Raw genomic sequence first — 23,621 nt, forward strand, 5'->3', positions numbered from 1 at the left:
GGTTGTTGCACACGGGGCAGGTGACAAACTGCCCCACGGGGCGGGCCCCCCCTCCCCCCGCTGGGGGGGAGGGGGGGGATCCGGACAGGAGGGCCCCCGCACCGGACGCGTACGCGTCCGGTGCGGGGCCCTTGACCGTTCGCCGGTCAGCCGCGGCCGCGCAGCTCCCGGTACGTGGCCACCAGCGCCCGCGTCGACGGGTCGAGGCTCTCCACGTGCGAGCCCTCCGTCAGTGCCGGCTCCACCCGCTTGGCGAGGACCTTGCCGAGCTCGACGCCCCACTGGTCGAAGGAGTCGATGTTCCACACCGCGCCCTGCACGAACACCTTGTGCTCGTACAGCGCGATGAGCTGCCCCAGCACCGACGGGGTCAGTTCGGTCGCGAGGACGGTGGTCGTCGGGTGGTTGCCCCGGAAGGTCTTGTGCGGGACGAGCGCCTCGGCGACGCCCTCCGCTCGGACCTCCTCGGCCGTCTTCCCGAAGGCCAGGGCCTGCGTCTGGGCGAAGAAGTTGGCCATCAGCAGGTCGTGCTGGGCCTCCAGCACCGGCGACAGCTCCGCCACCGGGCGGGCGAAGCCGATGAAGTCCGCCGGGATCAGCTTGGTGCCCTGGTGGATCAGCTGGTAGTAGGCGTGCTGGCCGTTGGTGCCGGGCGTGCCCCACACCACCGGGCCGGTCTGCCAGTCCACCGGATTGCCGTCCCGGTCAACGGACTTGCCGTTGGACTCCATGTCCAGCTGCTGCAAGTAGGCCGTGAAACGGGACAGGTAGTGGCTGTACGGGAGCACCGCGTGCGACTGCGCGTCGAAGAACGCGCCGTACCAGATGCCCAACAGGCCCAGCAGCATCGGGGCGTTGCTCTCCGGCGGAGCCGTGCGGAAGTGCTCGTCCATGGCGTGGAAGCCGGCGAGGAGCTCGCGGAAGGCGTCCGGGCCGATGGCGGTCATCAGGGAGAGGCCGATGGCGGAGTCGAAGGAGTAGCGGCCGCCGACCCAGTCCCAGAAGCCGAACATGTTGGCCGTGTCGATGCCGAACTCGGCGACCTTCTCGGCGTTGGTGGACAGGGCCACGAAGTGCCGTGCCACGGCGGCCTGGTCCCCGCCGAGGCCGGCGAGCAGCCATTCCCGCGCCGAGGTGGCGTTGGTGATGGTCTCGATGGTGGTGAAGGTCTTCGACGCGATGATGAACAGCGTCTCCGCCGGGTCGAGGTCGCGCACGGCCTCGTGCAGGTCGGCGCCGTCCACGTTGGAGACGAACTTCAGGGTCAGGCCGCGGTCGGTGAAGGCGCGCAGCGCCTCGTAGGCCATCGCGGGGCCCAGGTCGGAGCCGCCGATGCCGATGTTGACCACGTTCTTGATGCGCTTGCCGGTGAACCCGGTCCACTCCCCCGACCGGACCTGGTCGGAGAAGGCCGCCATCTTGTCGAGGACCGCGTGCACGCCGGGGACGACGTTCTCGCCGTCCACCTCGACGACCGCGTCGCCGGGGGCGCGCAGCGCGGTGTGGAGGACCGCGCGGTCCTCCGTCACGTTGATCTTTTCGCCGCGGAACATCGCGTCCCGCAGCTCCGCCACACCGGTGGCCGAGGCCAGTTCGCGCAGCAGCCCGAGCGTCTCGTCGGTCACGAGGTGCTTCGAGTAGTCGATGTGCAGGTCGCCGACCCGCAGCGTGTAGCCGGTGCCCCGGTCCGGGTCCGACTCGAACAGCTCCCGCAGATGCGTCTGCCCCAGCTCTTCCCGGTGCTTGCCGAGTGCGTGCCACTCGGGCGTCCGGTTGAGCCTCGTACGGCTGTCTGCGTTCATCTCGGACATCAACCCACTTCTTCCGTCCTGTTGTGCCCCGCCAGCGTCCAACCTAAGGGATCGGAAGGGGAGCAACGCACACAAAGGGGCCCGGCCCGCGGGATTCGCTCTCCCACGGGCCGGGCCCCGAGTGGTGCTCTAGTGCGCGGCCGTGCCGCCCTCGTGCGGGCCGGCTCAGATCTCGCCGCGGAGCTTGGCGAGGGCCTCCGCGAGGATCGCCTCGCCGTCGGCGTCCGTGCGGCGTTCGCGGACGTACGCGAGGTGCGTCTTGTACGGCTCGGTGCGCGGCGGCGCGGGCGGGTTGTCCCGGTCCTGGCCGGCCGGGAACCCGCAGCGCGGGCAGTCCCAGGTGTCCGGCACCTGCGCGTCGCTGGCGAAGCTGGGCTGCGTCTCGTGCCCGTTCGAGCACCAGAAGGAGATGCGCAGGCGGGGCGCGGATTCGCCGCGCTCGGCCTCGCCCATCGGCCCGGCTCCGACCCGACTTCCACGAATCGCGTTGCCACTTGCCACGGTCGTAACTCCCTGCGTGATGGTGCCGCGGAGCGTGCGGGATGTCCGCTGCGGGGCGCCCCAGTCTACGTAAGGCCCAACGCACGTCCAGCAACCGGAGTTACTCGCTCCAGCCGTGGACGCAGGACCTCATGATAGGCCGGGGGCAACCGGCGGGACGGCCCGAATGGCCAGAACCGTCAGGCGGCGCTGGACTTCATGAGCAGGCCGAGCGCGACGATGCAGGCGAACCACAGCAGGCCGACGACGACCGTGATGCGGTCGAGGTTGCGCTCGGCGACGGAGGAGCCGCCGACGGAGGACTGCATGCCGCCGCCGAACATGTCGGAAAGGCCGCCACCCTTGCCCTTGTGCATCAGCACGAGCAGCATCAGCAGAGCGCTGAAGACGATCAGGGCGACCGAGAACCCCATAACCACGGCTGATTCCTACTTTCTGGGCTTGCTGGGAGGAAGCGGGGGCCGGCAGGCCGCGCGTACGCGGCCCCCGGCCCCCGCAAGGGTACGACGGATCGGCCCTACCGCATACTCACTGGTCGCGGAAGCGGACGATCTTGACGAACTCGTCCGGGTCGAGCGCCGCGCCGCCGATCAGGGCGCCGTCGACGTCGGGCTGGGCCATGATCGCGGCGATGTTGCCGGACTTGACCGAGCCGCCGTACTGGATGCGGACCTTGTCGGCCAGCTCCTGGGAGTACAGCTCGGCGAGGCGGCCGCGGATCGCCCCGCAGACCTCCTGCGCGTCCTCGGGGGTGGCCACCTCGCCGGTGCCGATCGCCCAGACCGGCTCGTACGCGATCACGATGGACTCGGCCTGCTCGGCCGGGAGGTCCTTCAGGCCGCCGTCGACCTGGGCCAGGGTGTACGCGACCTGGTTGCCGGCCTTGCGCACGTCGAGGCCCTCGCCGACGCACAGGATCGGGGTGATCCCGTACTTGAAGGCGGCCTTGACCTTCGCGTTGCACAGCTCGTCGCTCTCGCCGTGGTACTGGCGGCGCTCGCTGTGGCCGACGGCGACGAAGGAGCAGTTCAGCTTCGCCAGCATCGGGCCGGAGATCTCACCGGTGTACGCGCCGGAGTCCTGCGCGGAGATGTCCTGGGCGCCGTACTTGATCTTCAGCTTGTCGCCGTCGACCAGGGTCTGGACCGAGCGCAGGTCGGTGAAGGGCGGGAGTACGGCGACCTCGACGGCGTCGTAGTCCTTGTCGGCGAGGGCGAAGGCAAGCTTCTGGACGTGGGCGATGGCCTCCAGGTGGTTGAGGTTCATCTTCCAGTTGCCCGCCATCAGCGGGGTGCGGCCGTTGACGTTGGTCATGGGGGTTCAGCCCTCCAGGGCGGCGAGGCCGGGGAGCGTCTTGCCCTCGAGGTATTCGAGGCTGGCGCCACCACCGGTGGAAATGTGACCGAAGGCGTTCTCGTCGAAGCCGAGGATGCGGACGGCGGCGGCGCTGTCGCCACCGCCGACCACGGTGAAGCCGTCGTTGTTGAGGAGCGCCCGCGCGATGGCGGTGGTGCCGCCCGCGTAGTCGGGGTGCTCGAAGACGCCCACCGGGCCGTTCCAGAAGACGGTCTCGGCGTCGGCGATCTTCGAAGCGTACAGTTCGCGGGTCTTGGGGCCGATGTCGAGGCCCTCCTTGTCCGCGGGGATCTTGTCGGCGTCGACGATCTCGAAGTCGGCCGGGGTCTTGCCCTTGAGGTCCGGGAAGTCGGCGGAGACCAGGACGTCGACGGGGAGGACCAGCTCGACGCCGGTCTTCTCGGCGCGCTCCATGTACTCCGTGACCGTGGGCAGCTGGTCTTCCTGGAGCAGGGAGATGCCGACCTCGTAGCCCTTGGCCTTGAGGAAGGTGTAGGCCATGCCGCCGCCGATGAGGATGCGGTCGGCCTTGCCGAGGAGCTCGTCGATGACGGCGAGCTTGTCGGAGACCTTGGCGCCGCCGAGGACGACGACGTAGGGGCGCCGGACGTCGGCGGTCAGCTTCTGCAGGACGCCCACCTCGGTCGCGATGAGGAAGCCTGCCGCGTGCGGGAGGCGCGCGGGCAGGTCGAAGACCGAGGCGTGCTTGCGGTGGACGGCGCCGAAGCCGTCACCGACGTAGACGTCGGCCAGCTCGGCGAGCTGGTCGGCGAAGGCACCGCGCTCGGCGTCGTCCTTCGAGGTCTCACCGGCGTTGAAGCGCAGGTTCTCGATGACGGCGACCTGGCCGTCGGCGAGGGCCGCGACGGTCTCCTTGGCGGAGGCGCCGACGGTGTCGGTGGCGAAGGCCACCTCCTTGCCGAGCAGCTCGCCGAGCCGCTCGGCGGCCGGGGCCAGCGAGAACGCCGGGTCCGGGGCGCCCTTGGGGCGGCCCAGGTGCGAGGCGACGACCACGCGCGCGCCGGCCTCGGCGAGCTTCGCGATGGTCGGCTGGACTGCGCGGATGCGGCCGTCGTCGGTGATCGTGGTGCCGGCGAGCGGCACGTTGAGGTCGGCGCGGACGAAGACCCGCTTGCCGGCGACGCCTTCGGCGAGCAGTCCGTCGATCGTCTTCATGTGTTTCCTACTCCTTCGGAGACCTTCGCCCGGTGGGCGAGGACGGGAGGGCCGGGCAAGCGACAGGGCCCGAACGGCGCCTCATCGCGCCGAGCGGACCCTGTGCTCACATCGTGTTGCCTTGCCCTACGTTCTTAGAGCTGACCGCCGACGAAGACGGTGAGGTCGACGAGTCGGTTGGAGTAGCCCCACTCGTTGTCGTACCAGCCGACGACCTTGACCTGCTTGCCCTGGACCATGGTCAGGGAGGAGTCGAAGGTGCAGGAGGCCGGCCAGTTCACGATGTCGGAGGAGACGATCGCGTCCTCGGTGTAGTCGAGGATGCCCTTGAGCTGGCCCTCCGCGGCCTTCTGGAAGGCGGCGTTGATCTCGTCCTTGGTGACCTCGCGGTCGAGTTCCAGGACGAGGTCGGTGACCGAGCCGGTCGGGACCGGGACGCGCATGGCGATGCCGTCGAGCTTGCCCTTGAGCTGCGGCAGGACCAGCGCGGTGGCCTTGGCGGCACCGGTGGAGGTCGGGATGATGTTCTCGGCGGCGGCGCGGGCGCGGCGCAGGTCCGAGTGCGGGAAGTCCAGGATGCGCTGGTCGTTGGTGTAGGCGTGGACCGTCGTCATCATGCCCTTGACGATCCCGAAGTTCTCGTCGAGAACCTTGGCCATCGGCGCCACGCAGTTGGTGGTGCAGGAGGCGTTGGAGATCACGTGGTGGCTGGCCGCGTCGTACTTGTCCTGGTTGACGCCCATCACAATGGTGATGTCCTCGTCCTTGGCCGGGGCCGAGATGAGGACCTTCTTCGCGCCGGCCGTGATGTGCTTGGCGGCGTCGGCCTTCTTCGTGAAGATGCCGGTGGACTCGATGACGATGTCCGCACCCAGCTCGCCCCAGGGGAGGTTGGCGGGGTCGCGCTCGGCGAAGGTCTTGAAGGTGTTGCCGTCGACCGTGATGGTGTCTTCGGTGTGCGAGACCTCGGCCTTGAGGCGGCCCAGGATGCTGTCGTACTTGAGCAGGTGCACCAGGGTGGCGTTGTCCGTCAGGTCGTTGACACCGACGATCTCGATGTCCGCTCCCTGCTCGAGAAGAGCCCGGAAGTAGTTACGGCCAATTCGGCCAAAACCATTGATGCCTACGCGGATCGTCACGAACCGATCTCCTCGTTGGTGCGCCGGCCTGTCCCGCCGGCGAGCTGTATGGGATGTCCCCGACCGCTTACGACCCTACCTCTCTGTGAGCTTTTGAGTGACATCGGCCGGAGCCTGACACTCCCCGCACTGAGCGGGGTACATGCCCGAGGCCCTGTACCAATGGCTCCGGTACGGGACCCCGGGGACTTTGGGCCCGGTCACCCAGCGTGAGCGCGGGCGGGATCGTGGATCACCGGTCCAGGGACTTGAGCGCCCTGCCGAGGACTGCGGCGCGATCCGCGGCGGCCGGGAGGTGTTCGAGCCCGAAGCCGAGGAGGACCGTGTCACGCGTAGTGACCGCCGCGTAGGACTTGAACAGTTCCCCGGTCCTGGACCAATCTCCCGGGACGTCGGGACTTCCGGCGGGCGCCGGCTGGGCGGTCCACGCCCCGAGGGAGGTCTCGAAGCCCTCGGCGGTCTGGTCGGCGCCGCCGACGGACAGCCGCGCCTCGTCGGCGTAGACGCCGCGGCCGCCCGAGCCGGGGTCGGTCACGTAGGAGAGGGACACCTCGACCGTCTTCCCGGCGTAGGGGCTCAGGTCGAAGGCGACCTGCTTCCAGCCGCCGGAGGAACCGGTGAAGCTGTTCCACGCTCCGCTACTGCCCGCGGCGGTGCAGCCCCCGGAGCCGAGGGTGAGGTAGCGGCGCAGGAACGGGTGGCCGTTGACGAAGAAGCCGGCCTCGCACTCCGCCGGGACTGTGGCGGAGCTCAGCCCGCTCGCTTCCGGCAGTGTGGTCCAGTCGTCCCCGCCGGCCGTACGGGCCTCCAGGACGGCGTGGTCGTAGCCCTCTTCGGTGTTCCAGTTGAGGGCCGCCTTCAGCTTCGGCTGGTCGGCGGCGGTGACACGGGTGAGGTCGATGGTGCGCGTGAGGCGCTTCCAGTCGTCGTCCTCGTGGGCGGCCGACGCCATCCCGGTGCCCGCGTAGGGGGCGTACGGGTTCACGACTCCGGCGTACTGGCCCGCCTGGGCGCTCTTGAACTGCGGGAACTGCGCCGGCGGGAGGCTGTCGGAGGTGACGCCGTAGGCGCCGGGGGCGTTGAGCGGGTTGCCCGCCGCGTCGCCGAGCGCGCCCTTGCCGCCGGTGAGGGCGCCGGTGCCGGTGAAGCCGGTCGCGCCCTTGACGGAGGCCCGGTTGTAGGCGCCGAGGTAGTACTGGCTGAAGTCGTCGGTCAGGGCGCGGCCGACCAGGGCCCGGCCGCCCGCCAGTTCACCGGCCTCGACGAGCTTGCCGCCCTCGTTGAGGAAGTCGCGGACCGCCAGCTGGGTGGGGCCGCCGGGAGCTGCGGCACCGGTGTAGTGGACGGCCGTGCGGAAGTGGGAGAGCACGCCGAGGTGGTGGGGGGCGCCCTGGGTGGCCACGTCCCAGACGGCGGCCGACTTCCCGTTGGCGCGCAGCGCGTCCACGTAGCCCTGGGCGTGCTGCGCCTTCGCGCCCTCCTCGGCGATCACCAGCACGTCCGCGCGCGGGCGCTGCGCGACGGTGTACGTGAAGTGTTCGCTGGAGACGAGCTTGTCGGCGCGGTCGCGGCCGGTGAACCAGACCTCGACCTTGTCGCCGGGCCTGGTGCCGTCCACTTCGGCCCGGTACTCGTCGAACCAGTTGTTGTCCTCGCCGCCGTAGACGTTCCCGCCCTTCCAGGCCCTGAGCTCGTCGTCGTGCGTACGGCCGCCGTTGACGCGGAAGTTGAGCCGCTTGTCCTTGAGGGCCTTGCGGGCCGTGACGGCGACCGTCTGATCCTCGCCCCGGGTCACGTAGGAGGTGGTGAAGGGGTCCGGGGTGAAGTCGGCGGCGCTCAGGCCGACGGCCGAGGAGGGCCGGTCCGGGTGGGCGGCGCTCTCGCCGACGCTCAGCGCGAAGGGGACGTTCTTGGCGAACTCCTGCTGGATCAGCTTCTCGTCGTCCGGGAAGTTGAAGCCGGAGGCGCAGTCCTCGGGCCGCCAGGCGTCGTCCGGGTCGATCCCGGAGGCCGTCTGGCAGGTGGTCATCTCCGGCGTGAACATCATGACGCCGTTGGCGTTGGCCGCGTGGCCGTCGGCCTCGCCGTTGGTCGTGTACAGCTCGGACGAGAGCTGCGGGTGGTAGCCGGGGACGGCGGGGTTCTCGGGGGTGCCGGCGAGCGCCTTGTACGCGACGTCGTCCGGGCTCGGGGTGGCCACCTGCCAGCCGATGCCGTACAGGATCAGCTCGGAGGCCGAGTGGTAGTTGATCGCGTACTCGAAGCCGACGCGCTTCTGGAAGCCGTCGAGGGCGGCGGTCTCGGGCTCGGACTGCGCCGTGGGTCCGCGGAAGGTCTCGCTGGAGGGGCTCGGGGAGGAACCCTCGTTGTCGTAACCCCACTTGTAGGAGAAGTTGCGGTTGAGGTCGACGCCGTCGCCCGCGGTGATCCGGCCGTCGCCGTTGTTGTCGCGGAGGTTCTTGCGCCACAGCCGGGTGCTGTCGGAGGTGAAGGTGTGGTCGTACCCGTCGGGGTTGGCGGAGAGCAGGAACCACAGCTCGGTGGAGTCCACCAGCTTGGTGATCCGCGGGTCCTTGCCGTAGTTGCCGAGGGTGTGGTGCATCAGCCGCCGCGTCATCTCGGGGGTGATCCACTCGCGGGCGTGCTGGTTGGACATGTAGAGCACGGACGGCTTGTCGCCGTCCCGGGTCCTCTTGGCGTCCTTCGTGACCTTGAGGGCGAGGATGTCCTTGCCCTGGACGGTCTTGCCGATGGAGACGACCTTGGTGAGCGCGGGGTTCTCCCGCGCGGTCCGAAGGATCTCCTCCTGGAGGCCCCCCTTGCCGCTGTAGGGGCGGAAGACGCCGTCCCCCGCGGCCTTGGCCCGGGCCAGTCCCTGGGCGGGGATCCTGCGCTCGGCGAGCTTGATCCCCTGGGCGGAGAGCTGTCCGGCCTGCTCCCCGGTGAGGAAGAGCTCGACGCGGGCGGTCCCCGTCTCCGGCGCGCGCTCCGAGAGCTCGTGGGCGTCCTGGCCGGCGGCGAGGACGAGCGGGACCTGCTCGCGGGTGATGTCGGCGTCGTAGACCCGTACCTCGTCGGCGCCGGATGCGGTGCCGGTCGCGGGCTGGGCGTGGGCCGCGACGGGCAGCGCGGCCAGTGTGGTTCCGAAGACGAGTGCGGTTGCGGCGAGGATCGAACTCGCGCGGTGCCTCATGTGCCCCCCTGGGCGTCGTCTGCCACCAAAGCGTTCGGACGCCAGGCTCACGATCTGGCGATGCTCATGTCAACGGTACAAACGGAACGGAACGGGCCCGCACGGCGTGCGCGTGCGGGCCCGTGACGGAGTACGCGGGGGACGTGCGGGTCAGCCCGCCATGTTGTCGGCCAGCTCCTCGCTGAGGTCCAGGTTCGACTCGGTGCCCGGGATGCCGAGGTCCTGGGCCCGCTTGTCGGCCATCGCCAGCAGGCGCCGGATCCGGCCCGCGACGGCGTCCTTGGTCAGCGGCGGGTCGGCGAGCGCGCCCAGCTCCTCCAGGGAGGCCTGCTTGTGCTCCATGCGCAGCCGGCCGGCGGCCGCGAGGTGCTCGGGCACCTCCTCGCCGAGGATCTCCAGCGCGCGCTGCACCCGGGCTCCGGCGGCCACCGCGGCCCGTGCCGAGCGGCGCAGGTTGGCGTCGTCGAAGTTGGCGAGCCGGTTGGCGGTGGCGCGGACCTCGCGCCGCATCCGCCGCTCCTCCCAGGCGAGCACCGACTCGTGCGCGCCGAGGCGGGTCAGCAGGGCGCCGATCGCGTCGCCGTCGCGGACCACGACCCGGTCCACGCCGCGCACCTCACGCGCCTTGGCGGCGATGGAGAGCCTGCGGGCGGCGCCCACCAGGGCCAGGGCGGCCTCGGGGCCGGGGCAGGTGACCTCCAGGGAGGAGGACCGGCCGGGCTCGGTGAGGGAGCCGTGGGCCAGGAAGGCACCGCGCCAGGCCGCCTCCGCGTCACAGGTGGCCCCGGAGACCACCTGGGGCGGGAGACCCCGGATGGGGCGGCCCCGGCCGTCCACGAGGCCCGTCTGGCGCGCCAGCTGGTCCCCGCCGGCCACCACGCGCACCACGAAGCGGCTGCCCCGGCGCAGGCCGCCCGGGGCCATGACCACCAGGTCGGAGGAGTGACCGAAGATCTCCAGGATGTCCTTGCGCAGCCGCCGGGCGGCGATCCCGGTGTCCAGCTCCGCCTCGATGACGATGCGGCCGCTCACCAGGTGCAGGCCGCCCGCGAACCGCAGGATCGCCGAGACCTCCGCCTTCCTGCAGCAGGTCCGGGTGACGGGGAGGCGTGAGATCTCATCCTTCACCGCGGGCGTCATCGCCATGGGCCGATCCTTCCATGCATCCGAAAAATACGGTCGTACGCGGCGGCCAGCAGCTCCGGATCGTGCTTCGGAGAGCCGTCCTGCCTGGCCACGGGAGCCAGCTCGACCGCGGCACCGAACCGTTTGGCGGCGTCGACGAGGGACTCGCGGTCGGGCACGGCGGCCTCGTCGGCCAGCACCACGTCCAGGGCGAGTTTAGGGGCGTGTCGGGCCAAAACCTCCAAATGACGCTGCGGAGAGAAGCCCTCGGTTTCACCGGGTTGCGGCGCCAGGTTCAGGGACAGGACCCGCCGGGCCTTGGTCTGTACCAACGCGTCCAGCAGCTCCGGCACCAGCAGGTGCGGGATCACGGAGGAGAACCAGGATCCGGGGCCGAGCACCACCCAGTCGGCGTCGAGCACGGCGGCCACGGCCTCCGGCACGGCCGGCGGGTCCGCGGGCACGACCTGGACGGAGAGCACCTCGCCCGGGGTGAGGGCCACCGTGGCCTGGCCCCGGACGGTGTCGACGTCGTCCGGGCGCGCCGGGTCGTGCCCCTTGACCAGGGCCTGGAGCTCCAGCGGCACCGCCGACATCGGCAGCACCCGGCCCTGCGCGCCCAGCAGCTTCCCGACCAGGTCGAGGGCCTGGACGGGGTCGCCGAGCTGCTCCCACAGGGCGACGATCAGCAGGTTGCCGACGGCGTGCCCGTGCAGGTCGCCCTCGGACTGGAAGCGGTGCTGGATGACCCGGGCCCAGGTCTGGCCCCAGTCGTCGTCCCCGCACAGCGCGGCCAGCGCCTTGCGCAGGTCGCCGGGCGGCAGCACGCTCAGCTCCTCCCGGAGCCGGCCGCTGGAGCCGCCGTCGTCGGCGACGGTGACCACGGCGGTGAGCTCGCCGGTGATCCGGCGCAGCGCGGCGAGGGAGGCCGACAGGCCCATGCCGCCGCCCAGGGCGACGACCTTGGGTGCGGCCACCTTCGACGCCGCGCCGCGGCGGCCGGCGCGGCCCGCGCCCTCCTCACCCCGGCCGGGGGTGAGGCGGCGCAGACGGCGCAGCCGCAGGGTCCGTCCGGTCACTCGCGCCCCATGTCCCGGTGGACGACGACGGTCTCGACTCCCTCGGAGGCGAGGCGGGCGGCGAGCTTCTCGGACATGGCCACGCTGCGGTGCTTGCCGCCGGTGCAGCCGACCGCGATGGTGACGTACCGCTTGCCCTCGCGGCGGTAGCCGGCGGCGATGAGCTGGAGCAGCTCGGTGTAGCGGTCGAGGAACTCCTTGGCGCCGGGCTGGCTGAAGACGTAGCCCGACACCTCCTCGTTGAGCCCGGTGAAGGGGCGCAGCTCGGGCACCCAGTGCGGGTTGGGGATGAAGCGGCAGTCCACGACGAGGTCGGCGTCGACGGGCAGGCCGTACTTGAAGCCGAAGGACATGACGGTGGCCCGCAGCTCGGGCTCCTCGTCGCCCGCGAACTGGGCGTCCATCTTGGCGCGCAGCTCGTGCACGTTCAGGCTGGAGGTGTCGATGACCAGGTCGGCGTCGCCGCGCAGCTCGCGCAGCAGGTCGCGCTCGGCGGCGATGCCGTCGACGATGCGGCCGTCGCCCTGGAGGGGGTGCGGGCGGCGGACCGACTCGAAGCGGCGGACCAGCGCGTCGTCGGAGGACTCCAGGAAGACGATGCGCCGGGTGACCCCGCGGGACTCCAGGTCGGAGAGGGACTCGCGCAGGGCGTCGAAGAACTGGCGGCCGCGGACGTCGACGACGACGGCGATCCGTGCCACGTTGCCCTGGGAGCGGGCGCCCAGCTCCACCATGGTGGGGATCAGCGCCGGCGGGAGGTTGTCGACGACGAACCAGCCGAGGTCCTCCAGACACTTGGCCGCCGTACTGCGGCCGGCTCCGGACATCCCGGAGATGATCACCAGCTCGGGGATGGCCGCCTCGGCGTTGTCGCCGGGCTCCACGGTCGTGCCCGTACTCACCTGTGCTCCGTCTCGGTCGTGCTCGTTCGTCTGTGCGGTCTGTGCGGTCTCGTGCTCGGTCATGGCGCGGTCCCCCGTTCGGACGATGTCTCCGCAGGTGCGGAGGCCTCGTCCTCAATGATCTCTCCTGTCGCCGTATTGACGGCAGGACCGGCGGGAACCGCCCCGGCGAGGGCGGCGGCCACGGTCTCCGCCGTCTTGCGGCCTATGCCCGGGACCTCGCAGATCTGGTCGATTGTCGCCTGTCTCAGCTTCTTCACCGAACCGAAGTGCTTCACCAGGGCCAGCTTGCGGCTCTCGCCGAGGCCCGGTACCTCGTCCAGCGGGCCCGCCTTCAGGCGCTTTCCGCGCTTGTTGCGCTGGTACTGGATGGCGAAGCGGTGGGCTTCGTCACGTACCCGCTGGAGCAGGTAGAGGCCCTCGCTGGTGCGGGGCAGGACGACGGGGTCGTCCTCACCGGGCAGCCAGACCTCCTCCAGCCGCTTGGCGAGCCCGCACACCGCCACGTCGTCGATCCCGAGCTCGTCGAGGGCCCGCTTGGCGGCCGCCACCTGGGGCTGCCCGCCGTCGACCACGACGAGCTGCGGCGGGTAGGCGAAGCGCTTGGGCCGCCCGTCGTCCTCGGGGACCTCCCCGTCCTCCGCGTCCCACTCCCCCGTCTTGAGCTTCTCCTGGAGGTAGCGGCGGAAGCGCCGGGAGACGACCTCGTGCATGGACCGGACGTCGTCCTGTCCCGCGAAGCTCTTGACCTGGAACCTGCGGTACTCGCTCTTGCGGGCGAGCCCGTCCTCGAAGACGACCATCGACGCCACGACGTCGTCGCCCTGGAGGTGGGAGATGTCGAAGCACTCGATGCGCAGGGGCGCCCCGTCGAGCTCCAGGGCCTCGGCGATCTCCTCCAGGGCCCGGGAGCGGGTGGTGAGGTCGGCGGCGCGCTTGGTCTTGTGCAGGGCGAGGGACTGCTGGGCGTTGCGGTGGACGGTCTCCATCAGCGCCTTCTTGTCGCCGCGCTGCGGGATGCGCAGGCTGACGCCGGACCCGCGCCGGCCTGCGAGCCACTGGCTCAGGGCTGGCGTGTCCTCGGGCAGCGCCGGGACGAGCACCTCCTTGGGGACGGCCTCTCCCTTCTCCTCCCCGTACAGCTGCTGGAGGGCGTGCTCGACGAGCCCTGCGGTGTCCACGGCCTCGACCTTGTCGGTGACCCAGCCGCGCTGGCCGCGGACCCGGCCGCCGCGCACGTGGAAGATCTGCACGGCCGCCTCCAGCTCGTCCTCCGCGACCGCGATGAGGTCGGCGTCGGTGGCGTCGGCGAGGACGACGGCGTTCTTCTCCATCGCGCGGCGCAGGGCGCCTATGTCGTCGCGCAGCCGGGCGGCCTTCTCGTACTCCATCTCCTCGGCGGCCTCGTGCATCTGCTTCTCCAGCCGGGAGAGGTAGGTGCCGGTGCGGCCCGCCATGAAGTCGCAGAAGTCCTCGGCGAGTTCGCGGTGCTCCTCGGGGGTGACCCGGCCGACGCAGGGCGCGGAGCACTTGCCGATGTACCCGAGGAGGCAGGGCCGGCCGATCTGCGCGGAGCGCTTGAAGACGCCGGCGGAGCAGGTGCGCACCGGGAACACCCGGAGCATCAGGTCGACGGTCTCGCGGATGGCCCAGGCGTGCCCGTACGGGCCGAAGTAGCGCACGCCCTTCTTCTTGGGCCCGCGCATGACCTGGACCCGGGGGTACTCCTCGTTCATCGTGACCGCGAGGGAGGGGTAGCTCTTGTCGTCCCGGTACTTGACGTTGAAGCGGGGGTCGAACTCCTTGATCCAGGAGTATTCGAGCTGGAGCGCCTCGACCTCGGTGGAGACGACGGTCCATTCGACGGAGGCGGCGGTGGTGACCATGGTGGCGGTCCGGGGGTGCAGGCCGGCGATGTCCTGGAAGTAGCTCGCCAGCCGCTGGCGCAGGCTCTTGGCCTTCCCGACGTAGATCACCCTGCGGTGGTCGTCGCGGAACTTGTAGACCCCCGGGGAGTCGGGGATCTGCCCGGGCTCGGGACGGTAACTGGAAGGGTCGGCCATGCCAACCACCCTACTGGCGAGGGCCGACAACCCCCCGCAGCCGGGTTGGGCGAGACCAGCCCCGTCGGCGCATCCGGCCCGGCCGGCGTTTCAGGCGCCGGGGGTCCGGGGGCGCGGCCCCCAGGGGGCCGGGGCGCGGTCCCGGGGAACGGGCGAAGGGCGGGGAGGGGAGGGGACCAGCCACGCGAGGCCGCCCCACCCGCCCCCGCCCGCCGCACCCTGCCGGCCGGCATCCGGCACCGCCCGCCCGGCAGGGCAGGGGCCCCGGCTAGGCCCCGAGGCCACCCCGGCGCCGCCGCAGCAGGAGCACCGCTCCGCCCGCGCCGAGCGCCAGCGCCCCGGCACCGCCGGCCGCCAAGGCCACCGGCAGGCCGCCGGCCCCGGAGCCGGAGGCGGGCACGTCGAAGCCCCCGGCCCGGCCCTCCTCGGCGTACGCGGAGCCCGGCAGCTTGTCCCCGTACAGTCCCGTCACCCGGGCCCGGTACGCGGCGAGCGTCGTGCCCCGGTCCCCCACGGCCCGCGCCGCGTCCTCGTCCAGCGGCAGCACCCGGTCGCCCCGGGCCACGTACCATCCGTCGATCTGGGGCTCGCGGAAGATGGTCCCGCCGGGCAGTTTCCCCGCTCCGAGCCGGGCGTAGCGGAACTCGTCGTCGCCGGTGGCGATGTTCACGACCTGCCAGCCGGCTTCCGTGCGGGCGGTCCACAGCGCCGCCTTCTGCCCGTCGGAGGAGACGGCCTCGCTCGCGAGGAACTCCAGCCGGGCCACCGGCGCCCCGGCCTTCCCGGCGACGAAGTCGGGGGACAGGTGGCTCACGGGGATCGGCTCCCCCTCGACCCGGGGCGCGGCGGCGGCCGCCGACACCTTCCCCTCGCGGGCGAAGAACCGGGAGAGCGTGGCCAGGGTGCCGGGTGCGGCGGCGGCCTCACGGGCGGCCGCCCTGTGCTCGGCGGTGGCGGCCTGGGGCTGCGGTACGGGGGCGGCGGCGGCCTGCCCGGCCGTGACCGGTACGAGGACGGCGGCGGTGGCGGCGGCCGCGAGGACCAGGGCGGCGGCGGAGGCGCGCGGGGTCATGGCGGTCACGCCCCTATCCGGTAGAGGGAGTGGGTCCAGGAGAAGGTGCCGTTGTCGACGTACCAGGCGTGGGAGGCCCAGTTGTAGCGGTCGCTGGAGGGCCAGGGGTCGCCCCAGTAGACCCAGCTGTTGGCGGTGTCGTAGCCGTAGAGGACGTGCATGTGGCCGCCGCCGTTGGACCACTGGATGCGGGTCTCGACGGGCCGGTTGGCGTTGATCTCGGTCTGTACGGTCGAGTACTGGAGCCAGCCGTTCACGTAGCTGCCGGAGCTGATGCCGGCCCAGCGCAGGGCGGTCTGGACGTTGCCCAGGGTGGCCTGGTTGTTGGGGCACTCGGTGCCCTGCTGGCGGTTGAAGGCGGCGTTGCAGAACTGGTTCTGGCTGTGGTTGCGGCCGAACCAGGCGGCGATGGTGTTGCCGCCGGCGGCCCAGCACCAGTTGGTCTTCTGCTGGGCCTGCATGGTGATGCCGAGCCTCTTGTACGCCAGTGCCGTGCTCGGGGTGTCGGGGCCCGCGCCCGTGCGGGCGTCGGCGGCGGTGGCGGTACCGGCGCCGATGCCGAGGGGCAGCAGGACGAGGAGCAGGGCGGACATGAGGGCGGGAACCAGGGCGGCCGGGGACGGCCGCCCGCTTCTGTTGCGCATCGCGTTCCTCCCGAGGTGGGGACCCGAGGTGGGGACTCGGGGTGTGTGGGGGTGGAGGAGCGCGTCCGGACGCTGTGGAGGAGCATCAGGGTGTTGTCGCGATCAGGTCAACACGCTTCAATACGCGGTGACATTGCAGTGTGAACGGTGGGGCTGCGGTGTGAACGGTTGCTGCCGTTCCACCAGGTCTCCCGGCACCACCGGCCGGGCCCCCCACCCGGCGCGTGTGAACGTTCACAGAGGAGTCGCGATGCGGCCCAGCGGCGACCGGCCGGGCACGCCAGGCAGACCGGAGCTGGACGAGCTGCTGCGCGCCGGGCCCTTCCACCTCGCCCTGCGCGCCGCCCTCGCCGCCCGCGGCCTGCCCCTCCAGCGCGTGCAGCAGCGGCTCGCGGCGCGCGGCATCAAGCTCGGGGTGACCAGCCTCAGTTACTGGCAGCAGGGCGCCCGGCGGCCCCGGCACCCCGAATCCCTGCGGGCGGTCTCCGCCCTGGAGGAAATCCTCGTCCTGCCCGGCGGCGCCCTGCTGCGCCTGCTGGCCGACCCCGGCCCCGGAGCGGGCCCGGCCCGCCCGGCCGCCCGCTCCTACCGGGCGCTGGTCAGCGTGGGAGCGGCGGTGGAGCGGCTGCTGGCCGGGATGGAGCTGCCGGCGGACGGCGGCCTGCACTCGGTCGGCCACCACGAGCGGGTCCGCATCGGCGCGGGCGGCGAGCTGCGCACGCGGGAGTCGCAGCAGATCGTCCGGGCCCACCGCGACGGCGTCGACCGCTACCTGGCCATCCACCACGGCGACCCCGGCTGCGACGCGCGGCGGGTGGAGGTGACGGCGTACGAGAACTGCCGCACGGGCCGGGTGCGCTGCCACCCGGAGGCCGGGGTGGTGGTTGCCGAGCTGCTCTTCGACGCGCGGCTGCGGCGCGGGGACACGTACGTCTTCGGCTACGGGGTCGAGGACGGCACCGGCGGGCGCAGCACCGAATACGTACGGGGTTTCAGCTACGCGGGCGGGCAGTACATGCTCCAGGTCCGCTTCGACGAGGCGGCCCTCCCGGTGCGCTGCCGCCGCTTCGCCCGCGCGGGCCCCCACTCCCCCCGCACCGCCCTCTGCGACCTCACCCCGAGCGGCCGCCACCGGGCGGTGCACCTGGTGGAACAGGGCGTCCGGCGCGGGATCCTGGGCATCGCCTGGGACTGGGAGTAGCCCACGCCGGTGCCGGGTCCGGGGGGCGTCCGACGGATCACGGCCGGGCCCGGGCCGCCGGACACCCCCTAGCCCGCGATGAGCTTGCCGTTCTCCACCTTGACCGGGACGGCCGGCAGCGGGTCGGTGGCCGGGCCGCGCAGGACCTTGCCGGTGGTGACGTCGAAGCGGCTGCCGTGGCAGGGGCAGTTGCCCTCACCCTCGACGATCTTGTCGAGGACGCAGCCGGCGTGGGTGCACTGGGCGCTGAACGCCTTGTACTGGCCCTCCGCCTGACAGCTGACGACGACCTTCCGCTCGCGGAACAGCTTCGCGCCGCCGACCGGGACGTCGGCCGCGCCGCCCAGCTCGACCGGCTCCTTCGGCACGGCCGGGGTGCCGCCGCCACTGTTGGTCTCGGTGGAGCACGCCGTGAGCGCCGTCCCCGCGCCCACGGCCCCGGCGAGCGCCGCGGCACCCTTGAGGACGGTACGGCGAGCGGCGGGCTGTGACGCGGACATGCTGTTCTCCTGGCGCGGTGACGGGCCCCCGGACGGGGTCAACCCGACGATACCGGCGTCCGATGGGATACCTTCCCCCGCGTGATCGTCGTCGGTGGAGAAGCCCTGATCGACCTCGTGCCCGTCGAGCGGCCGGCGGGTGCCCTGCTGCCCCGGCCCGGCGGCGGGCCCTACAACACCGCCCTGGCGCTGGGCCGCCTCGGCGCCGAGGTCGCCTTCTGCTCCCGGGTGTCGGCGGACGGCTTCGGCGAGAGCCTGCTGGCCGGGCTGCGGGCCGCCGGGGTGGACCTCTCGCTGGTGCAGCGCGGGCCCGAGCCGACCACGCTGGCCGTGCCCTCGCTGGGCCCGGACGGCTCCGCCGTGTACGGCTTCTACGTCGAGGGGACCGCCGACCGGCTCTTCGCCCTGCCGCCCGCACTGCCGCCGACGGCACGGGCCCTCGCGCTCGGCACCTGCTCGCTGGTGCTGGAGCCGGGCGCGTCCGCGTACGAGGCGCTGCTGCGCCGGGAGTCGGGGCGCGGGCTGCTGACCCTGCTGGACCCCAACGTCCGCCCGGCGCTGATCGCGGACCCGGCGGCGTACCGGGAGCGGTTCCTGGGGTGGCTGCCGTACGTGTCCGTGCTCAAGCTCTCGGAGGAGGACGCGGCCTGGCTGGGCGGCCGGGTCGGGGACTGGCTGGCGGCCGGCCCGTCGGCGGTGGTGCTCACCCGGGGCGCGGCCGGCCTGACGGCGTGGACCCCGGACGGCGCGGAGCACAGCGCGGCGGCCCGCCCGGTCGCCGTGGCCGACACGATCGGCGCGGGTGACACCGTCAACGCGGCGCTGCTGCACCGGCTCGCGGGAGCCGGGGACCCGGGCTCGGCGGACTGGCCGGACGTACTGGCCTACGCGGCCCACGCGGCCGCGCTGACCTGCACCCGGGCGGGCGCCGAGCCCCCGTACGCGGCGGAGCTGTAGCCCGGCGGACCCGGGGACCCCGCGGACCCGGCGGCCCTGGGGGCCTGGCGATCCGAGGGCCCCGGCGGACCCGACGGCCCGGTGGACCTGGCGACCCGGGGGCCTGGCGGGCCCGGCGGCCCGGCGGCCCGGGGGACCCGGGGGACCCGGCGGACCCGGCGGACCGGGGGCCCGGCGGACCGGCGGCCCGGGGGGTCAGCCGATGGCGGCCCACAGGGTCCGGGCGAGCGCGGGGGCGAACTCCTCGACCGGCTGAACCACCTCGACGCCGGAGAAGTGCAGGAAGAAGGCCCGCTGGAAGCAGGCTCCCAGCAGCAGGGCGGCGGCGGCCCGGGGGTCGGCCCCCTCCCGGAGCCGGCCGGCGTCCAGCTCGCGGCGCAGCCGCCCCTCCAGGGCGTCCAGCACCACGTGCGGGCCGGCGCCGATCTTCTGGACCCCCTCGCGGTGGCGGGTGAGCAGGGAGGGTTCCGCGAAGAGCGAGGCGGCCATCGGCATGGCCTCGGCGTAGAAGAGCGAGGCGTGCCGGGCGATGCTGGCCAGCACCTCCTCCCCGCCACCCTCCCCGGGCTCGGCCGTGAGGGCGGCCATGAGCGGGCCCGCGTTGGGGGTGCGCTCCATGAGGACGCGCACGAACAGCTCTTCCTTGTTGGCGAAGTGCTTGTAGAGCGCTGCCTCGGAGCAGCCCGCCTCGCGGGCGATGGCCTTGGTGGTGGTGTTGGCGAGGCCGATGGTGCGCATGAGGGTCTCGGCGGCGTCCAGCAGCCTCTCGGAGGCGGGACGGCTTGACGTAGGGGTGGGCATTCACTCACCCTAGTGGACACAGGGGTGAGTGAGTACTCACCCACCACCTTTGGGCGGGAGTACCACGATGAAGATCACGGTGTTCGGAGCGACGGGCGGCGTCGGCCGCGAGGTGGTCCGGCAGGCGCTGGACGCGGGCCACGAGGTGACGGCGGTCGTCCGCGACCCGGCGCGACTGGACGTGCCGGCCCACGACCGCCTGCTGGTGGCGGTGGTGGCGGACCTGACGGACGAGGAGGCGCTGCTGCCCGTCATCGCCGGGCGGGAGGCGGTGGTCTCGGCCCTCGGCCCCGCGAACAACAAGCAGGCCCGGCTGACGCCGATCGCCGGGCCGGCGCTGCGGGCGATCGTCTCGGCGATGGACCGGGCCGGGGTGAGCCGGCTGTCCGCGGTCAGCGCCGCCCCGGTGGCGCCGGACGCGCCGGAGGACGGGGCCCTGACGCGGATGGTGGTCTACCCGCTGCTGCGGCGGTTCCTGCGGGACCTGTACGCGGACCTGGCGGTCATGGAGGCGGCGATCGGGGCGAGCCGGGCCGAGTGGACGGTGGTCCGGCCGCCGCGGCTGCTGAACCGGCCCCGCACCGGTGCGTACCGGCGGGCCCTCGACGCCAATGTGCCGGGCGGGAAGGTCATCGCCCGCGCGGATGTCGCCGACGCGCTCCTCAGCTCCCTGGATGATCCGTCGACGGCGGGACACGCCCTCGGCGTCGCCGCCTGACCACTCTCGCCGCGCCGCTTCGCCGTGCGGCATGCGGCCGGCGGGGTCGGGGCTGGGGCCGGTGGGTCGCGTGCGGGCCGGCGTGCCGCTGCGCGGGCGAGGTCCCCTGCCCGCCCTTCCACCGGTTCCCCAGGCGCTGCCCGGACCCGCACCGGCAATCCCAGCCCCGCCGGCGTATGGGGCCCGGACCCCCTGGGGGCGGAGCCTCCGGGAGGAGGTCCGGGCGCGGCCCGGGGAACGAGCGAAGGGCGGGGCGGGGAGCAGCAGCCTGCACAGCGGCACCCCCGCCCCGCCCCGGGGGTTACGCCTTGCGGGAGCGGGCCGCGGCCTTCTTCGCCGGGGCCGCCTTCTTCGCCGCCCGCTTCCTCGCCGGAGGCACCGGCGTCGCGGCGTCCGAGATCCGCTCCGCCCCCAGGATGTCCCGCAGGAACTTGCCGGTGTGGCTCGCGCCCACCGACGCGACCTGCTCCGGCGTGCCCTCGGCGACCACGAGACCGCCCCCGTAGCCACCCTCCGGGCCCATGTCGACGACCCAGTCCGCGGTCTTGATGACGTCGAGGTTGTGCTCGATGACGATCACCGAGTTCCCCTTGTCCACCAGCCCGGACAGCACCTTGATCAGCTTCGAGATGTCCTCGAAGTGCAGGCCCGTCGTCGGCTCGTCCAGGACGTACACCGTCCGTCCCGTCGACCGCTTCTGCAGCTCCGACGCCAGCTTCACGCGCTGCGCCTCACCACCCGAGAGGGTCGGCGCCGACTGGCCGAGGCGGACGTACCCCAGCCCCACCTCCGTCAGCGTCTTCAGGTGCCGCGCGATCGTCGGCACCGCCTCGAAGAAGCCCAGCGCCTCCTCGATCGGCATGTTCAGGACTTCCGCGATGGACTTGCCCTTGTAGTGCACCTCCAGCGTCTCCCGGTTGTACCGGTCGCCGTGGCACACCTCGCACGGGACGTAGACGTCCGGCAGGAAGTTCATCTCGATCTTGATCGTGCCGTCGCCGGAGCAGTTCTCGCACCGGCCGCCCTTGACGTTGAAGGAGAAGCGGCCCGGCAGGTAGCCGCGCACCTTCGCCTCCATCGTCTCCGCGAAGAGCTTGCGGACGTGGTCGAAGACGCCCGTGTACGTCGCCGGGTTGGACCTCGGGGTCCGGCCGATCGGCGACTGGTCGACGTGGACGACCTTGTCGACCAGGTCGTCCCCGTCCACCCGCGTGTGGCGGCCCGGAACCGACCGGGCGCCGTTGAGCTCGCGCGCCAGGTGCGTGTACAGGATGTCGTTGACCAGCGTCGACTTGCCGGAGCCGGAGACGCCGGTGACCGCCGTGAGGACGCCCAGCGGGAAGGACACGTCGATGTCCCGCAGGTTGTTCTCCTTGGCGCCGTGGACGGTGAGCCTGCGGTCGCCGTTCACGGGCCGGCGGACGTCCGGCACGGGGATGGACTTCCGGCCCGACAGGTACTGGCCGGTCATCGACTCGCCGTTCTCCAGCAGCTCCTTCAGCGAGCCGCTGTGCACCACCTTGCCGCCGTGCTCGCCGGCGCCCGGGCCGATGTCCACGACCCAGTCGGCGACCTTGATCGTGTCCTCGTCGTGCTCGACGACGATGAGCGTGTTGCCCATGTCCCGGAGCCGCACCAGCGTCTCGATCAGGCGGTGGTTGTCGCGCTGGTGCAGGCCGATGGACGGCTCGTCCAGCACGTACAGCACGCCGACCAGGCCGGAGCCGATCTGCGTGGCCAGCCGGATGCGCTGGGCCTCGCCGCCCGAGAGGGTGCCGGCCGCGCGGTTCAGCGAAAGGTAGTCCAGGCCCACGTCCACGAGGAAGCGCAGCCGCTCGTTGACCTCCTTGAGGACGCGCTCGGCGATCTTCTTGTCGCGGGCGTCGAGCTTCAGCCGGCCCAGGAAGTCCGCGCACTCGCTGATCGACATCGCGGCGACCTCGGCGATGGAGCGCTCCATCACCGTCACCGCGAGCACGATCGGCTTGAGCCGGGTGCCCTCACAGGTCGGGCAGGGCACCTCGCGCATGTAACCCTCGAAGCGCTCGCGGCTGGCGTCGCTCTCGGACTCGGCGTGCCGCCGCTTCACGAACGGGACCGCGCCCTCGAAGGCCGTGGTGTACGCCCGCTCGCGCCCGTACCGGTTGCGGTAGCGGACCTCGATCTGGGTCTTGTGGCCGTACAGCAGGGCCTTCCTGGCGCGCTGCGGGAGCCCGGCCCAGGGGATGTCGGTCCGGAAGCCCAGCTCCTCGGCGAGCGCTCCGATCAGCCGCTGGAAGTAGTCCTTGGTGTGGCCGAGCGACCACGGCGAGACGGCACCCTCGTCCAGGGACTTGTCCTCGTCCGGGACGATCAGCTCGGGGTCCACCTCCATGCGCGTGCCGATGCCGGTGCACTCGGGGCAGGCGCCGAAGGGCGAGTTGAAGGAGAAGGAGCGCGGCTCCAGCTCCTCGAAGGAGAGGTCGTCGTACGGGCAGTAGAGGTGCTCGGAGTACATCCGCTCACGCTCGGGGTCGTCCTCCGCGAGGTCGACGAAGTCCAGGATGACCATGCCGCCGGAGAGGCCCAGCGCCGTCTCGACGGAGTCGGTGAGCCGGCGCTTGGCGCCCTCCTTGACGGTGAGGCGGTCGACGACCACCTCGATGGTGTGCTTCTCCTGCTTCTTCAGCGTGGGCGGCTCGGAGAGCTGGATGGTCTTCCCGTCCACCCGGGCCCGGCTGTAGCCCTTGGTCTGGAGGTCGGCGAAGAGGTCGACGAACTCGCCCTTGCGCTCGCGGACCAGCGGGGACAGCACCTGGAAGCGGCTGCCCTCGGGGAGCGCGAGGACCTTGTCGACGATCGCCTGCGGCGACTGCCGGGAGATCGGGCGGCGGCACTCGGGACAGTGCGGCTTGCCGATGCGGGCGAAGAGCAGGCGGAGGTAGTCGTAGACCTCGGTGATGGTGCCGACGGTCGAGCGGGGGTTGCGCGAGGTCGACTTCTGGTCGATCGAGACGGCCGGCGAGAGGCCCTCGATGAAGTCGACGTCGGGCTTGTCCATCTGCCCCAGGAACTGGCGGGCGTACGACGAGAGCGACTCGACGTAGCGGCGCTGGCCCTCGGCGAAGATCGTGTCGAAGGCCAGGGAGGACTTGCCCGAGCCGGAGAGTCCGGTGAAGACGATGAGGGAATCGCGGGGCAGGTCGAGCGAGACGTTCTTCAGGTTGTGCTCGCGAGCGCCACGAACGATGAGACGGTCGGTCACGCCGGTCCGCACCTTTCTTGAGAGAGCGGGGGCACGGGCCCCCGGCTGTCCAGGGTATGGGGGGCGCCTCTGCGATGGAGTGGGTCTGGACTTCCGAGCGTATAGCACGCACATTCGATTTACGGCACTCGCAAGACCG

19 protein-coding genes are annotated in these 23,621 nt (G+C 72.1%); 3 read left to right on the forward strand and 16 right to left on the reverse strand.

All coding sequences use genetic code 11. The features are described 5' to 3' along the window. Positions 1 to 146: 146 nt before the first annotated feature. The 13 genes from pgi to AC069X_RS33970 all read right to left on the reverse strand — a co-directional run bounded on the left by pgi (position 147) and on the right by AC069X_RS33970 (position 16,061). Positions 147 to 1,802, reverse strand: a complete 1,656-nt coding sequence (gene pgi / locus AC069X_RS33910; RefSeq protein ID WP_478734903.1) for a glucose-6-phosphate isomerase — start codon at positions 1,800 to 1,802, stop codon at positions 147 to 149. Between the two features lie 174 nt (positions 1,803 to 1,976). Beyond that, positions 1,977 to 2,312, reverse strand: a complete 336-nt coding sequence (locus AC069X_RS33915; RefSeq protein WP_007263454.1) for an RNA polymerase-binding protein RbpA — start codon at positions 2,310 to 2,312, stop codon at positions 1,977 to 1,979. Positions 2,313 to 2,491: 179 nt separating this feature from the next. Further along, the gene (gene secG, locus AC069X_RS33920; RefSeq protein ID WP_478734905.1) at positions 2,492 to 2,725 is read right to left on the reverse strand and encodes a preprotein translocase subunit SecG; all 234 of its coding nucleotides are present in this window, start codon (positions 2,723 to 2,725) and stop codon (positions 2,492 to 2,494) included. A 115-nt stretch (positions 2,726 to 2,840) separates the two neighbouring features. Continuing rightward, complete coding sequence (gene tpiA / locus AC069X_RS33925; RefSeq protein WP_478734794.1) at positions 2,841 to 3,626, reverse strand: triose-phosphate isomerase; 786 nt, start codon at positions 3,624 to 3,626, stop codon at positions 2,841 to 2,843. A gap of 6 nt (positions 3,627 to 3,632) precedes the next feature. Beyond that, positions 3,633 to 4,844, reverse strand: coding sequence for a phosphoglycerate kinase (locus AC069X_RS33930; protein ID WP_478734796.1), 1,212 nt, complete (start codon positions 4,842 to 4,844; stop codon positions 3,633 to 3,635). Positions 4,845 to 4,978: 134 nt separating this feature from the next. Next, positions 4,979 to 5,983: a type I glyceraldehyde-3-phosphate dehydrogenase gene (gene gap, locus AC069X_RS33935; protein ID WP_478734798.1), complete on the reverse strand. Its 1,005-nt coding sequence runs from the start codon at positions 5,981 to 5,983 to the stop codon at positions 4,979 to 4,981. A gap of 232 nt (positions 5,984 to 6,215) precedes the next feature. Then, a complete protein-coding gene (locus tag AC069X_RS33940; RefSeq protein WP_478734800.1) occupies positions 6,216 to 9,176 on the reverse strand; it encodes a M14 family metallopeptidase in 2,961 nt (986 codons plus the stop codon). Between the two features lie 150 nt (positions 9,177 to 9,326). Continuing rightward, positions 9,327 to 10,322, reverse strand: coding sequence for a DNA-binding protein WhiA (gene whiA, locus AC069X_RS33945; RefSeq protein WP_030237199.1), 996 nt, complete (start codon positions 10,320 to 10,322; stop codon positions 9,327 to 9,329). Next, positions 10,313 to 11,380 (reverse strand): gluconeogenesis factor YvcK family protein, encoded by a 1,068-nt coding sequence (locus tag AC069X_RS33950; RefSeq protein WP_478734802.1) that lies wholly within the window; start codon positions 11,378 to 11,380, stop codon positions 10,313 to 10,315. The genes whiA and AC069X_RS33950 overlap by 10 nt, the downstream gene beginning before the upstream one ends. After that, positions 11,377 to 12,345 carry an RNase adapter RapZ gene (rapZ, locus tag AC069X_RS33955; protein ID WP_478734804.1) on the reverse strand — a complete coding sequence of 323 codons (969 nt, stop codon included), beginning with the start codon at positions 12,343 to 12,345 and terminating at the stop codon, positions 11,377 to 11,379. Before rapZ ends, AC069X_RS33950 begins: the two co-directional genes overlap by 4 nt. Next, a complete protein-coding gene (uvrC, locus tag AC069X_RS33960; RefSeq protein WP_478734806.1) occupies positions 12,342 to 14,345 on the reverse strand; it encodes an excinuclease ABC subunit UvrC in 2,004 nt (667 codons plus the stop codon). Before uvrC ends, rapZ begins: the two co-directional genes overlap by 4 nt. A gap of 268 nt (positions 14,346 to 14,613) precedes the next feature. Beyond that, positions 14,614 to 15,417, reverse strand: a complete 804-nt coding sequence (locus tag AC069X_RS33965; protein ID WP_478734907.1) for a hypothetical protein — start codon at positions 15,415 to 15,417, stop codon at positions 14,614 to 14,616. Between the two features lie 5 nt (positions 15,418 to 15,422). Next, positions 15,423 to 16,061 carry a papain-like cysteine protease family protein gene (locus AC069X_RS33970; RefSeq protein ID WP_478734808.1) on the reverse strand — a complete coding sequence of 213 codons (639 nt, stop codon included), beginning with the start codon at positions 16,059 to 16,061 and terminating at the stop codon, positions 15,423 to 15,425. Between the two features lie 250 nt (positions 16,062 to 16,311). Here AC069X_RS33970 and AC069X_RS33975 point away from each other — a divergent pair, with 250 nt between their 5' ends. Further along, on the forward strand, positions 16,312 to 17,262 hold the full coding sequence (locus tag AC069X_RS33975; protein ID WP_478734810.1) for a hypothetical protein: 951 nt from the start codon (positions 16,312 to 16,314) through the stop codon (positions 17,260 to 17,262). A gap of 68 nt (positions 17,263 to 17,330) precedes the next feature. Here the strand turns inward: AC069X_RS33975 and AC069X_RS33980 are convergent, their stop codons facing one another. After that, a complete protein-coding gene (locus tag AC069X_RS33980) occupies positions 17,331 to 17,762 on the reverse strand; it encodes a Rieske (2Fe-2S) protein (RefSeq protein ID WP_478734812.1) in 432 nt (143 codons plus the stop codon). A gap of 81 nt (positions 17,763 to 17,843) precedes the next feature. On the opposite strand from AC069X_RS33980, the gene AC069X_RS33985 reads away from it, so the two are divergent. Next, positions 17,844 to 18,719, forward strand: coding sequence for a carbohydrate kinase family protein (locus AC069X_RS33985; protein ID WP_478734814.1), 876 nt, complete (start codon positions 17,844 to 17,846; stop codon positions 18,717 to 18,719). A 195-nt stretch (positions 18,720 to 18,914) separates the two neighbouring features. On the opposite strand, the gene AC069X_RS33990 is transcribed toward AC069X_RS33985, so the two are convergent. Further along, positions 18,915 to 19,520 (reverse strand): TetR/AcrR family transcriptional regulator, encoded by a 606-nt coding sequence (locus tag AC069X_RS33990; protein WP_478734816.1) that lies wholly within the window; start codon positions 19,518 to 19,520, stop codon positions 18,915 to 18,917. Positions 19,521 to 19,587: 67 nt separating this feature from the next. Between AC069X_RS33990 and AC069X_RS33995 the strand changes: the two genes are divergently transcribed. Beyond that, positions 19,588 to 20,238: an NAD(P)-dependent oxidoreductase gene (locus AC069X_RS33995; RefSeq protein WP_478734818.1), complete on the forward strand. Its 651-nt coding sequence runs from the start codon at positions 19,588 to 19,590 to the stop codon at positions 20,236 to 20,238. 301 nt (positions 20,239 to 20,539) lie between these two features. Here AC069X_RS33995 and uvrA read toward each other — a convergent pair whose 3' ends face one another. Further along, positions 20,540 to 23,482, reverse strand: coding sequence for an excinuclease ABC subunit UvrA (gene uvrA / locus AC069X_RS34000; RefSeq protein ID WP_478734820.1), 2,943 nt, complete (start codon positions 23,480 to 23,482; stop codon positions 20,540 to 20,542). Positions 23,483 to 23,621: the final 139 nt, after the last annotated feature.

This window comes from Streptomyces sp. NPDC043896, from assembly GCF_056435605.1.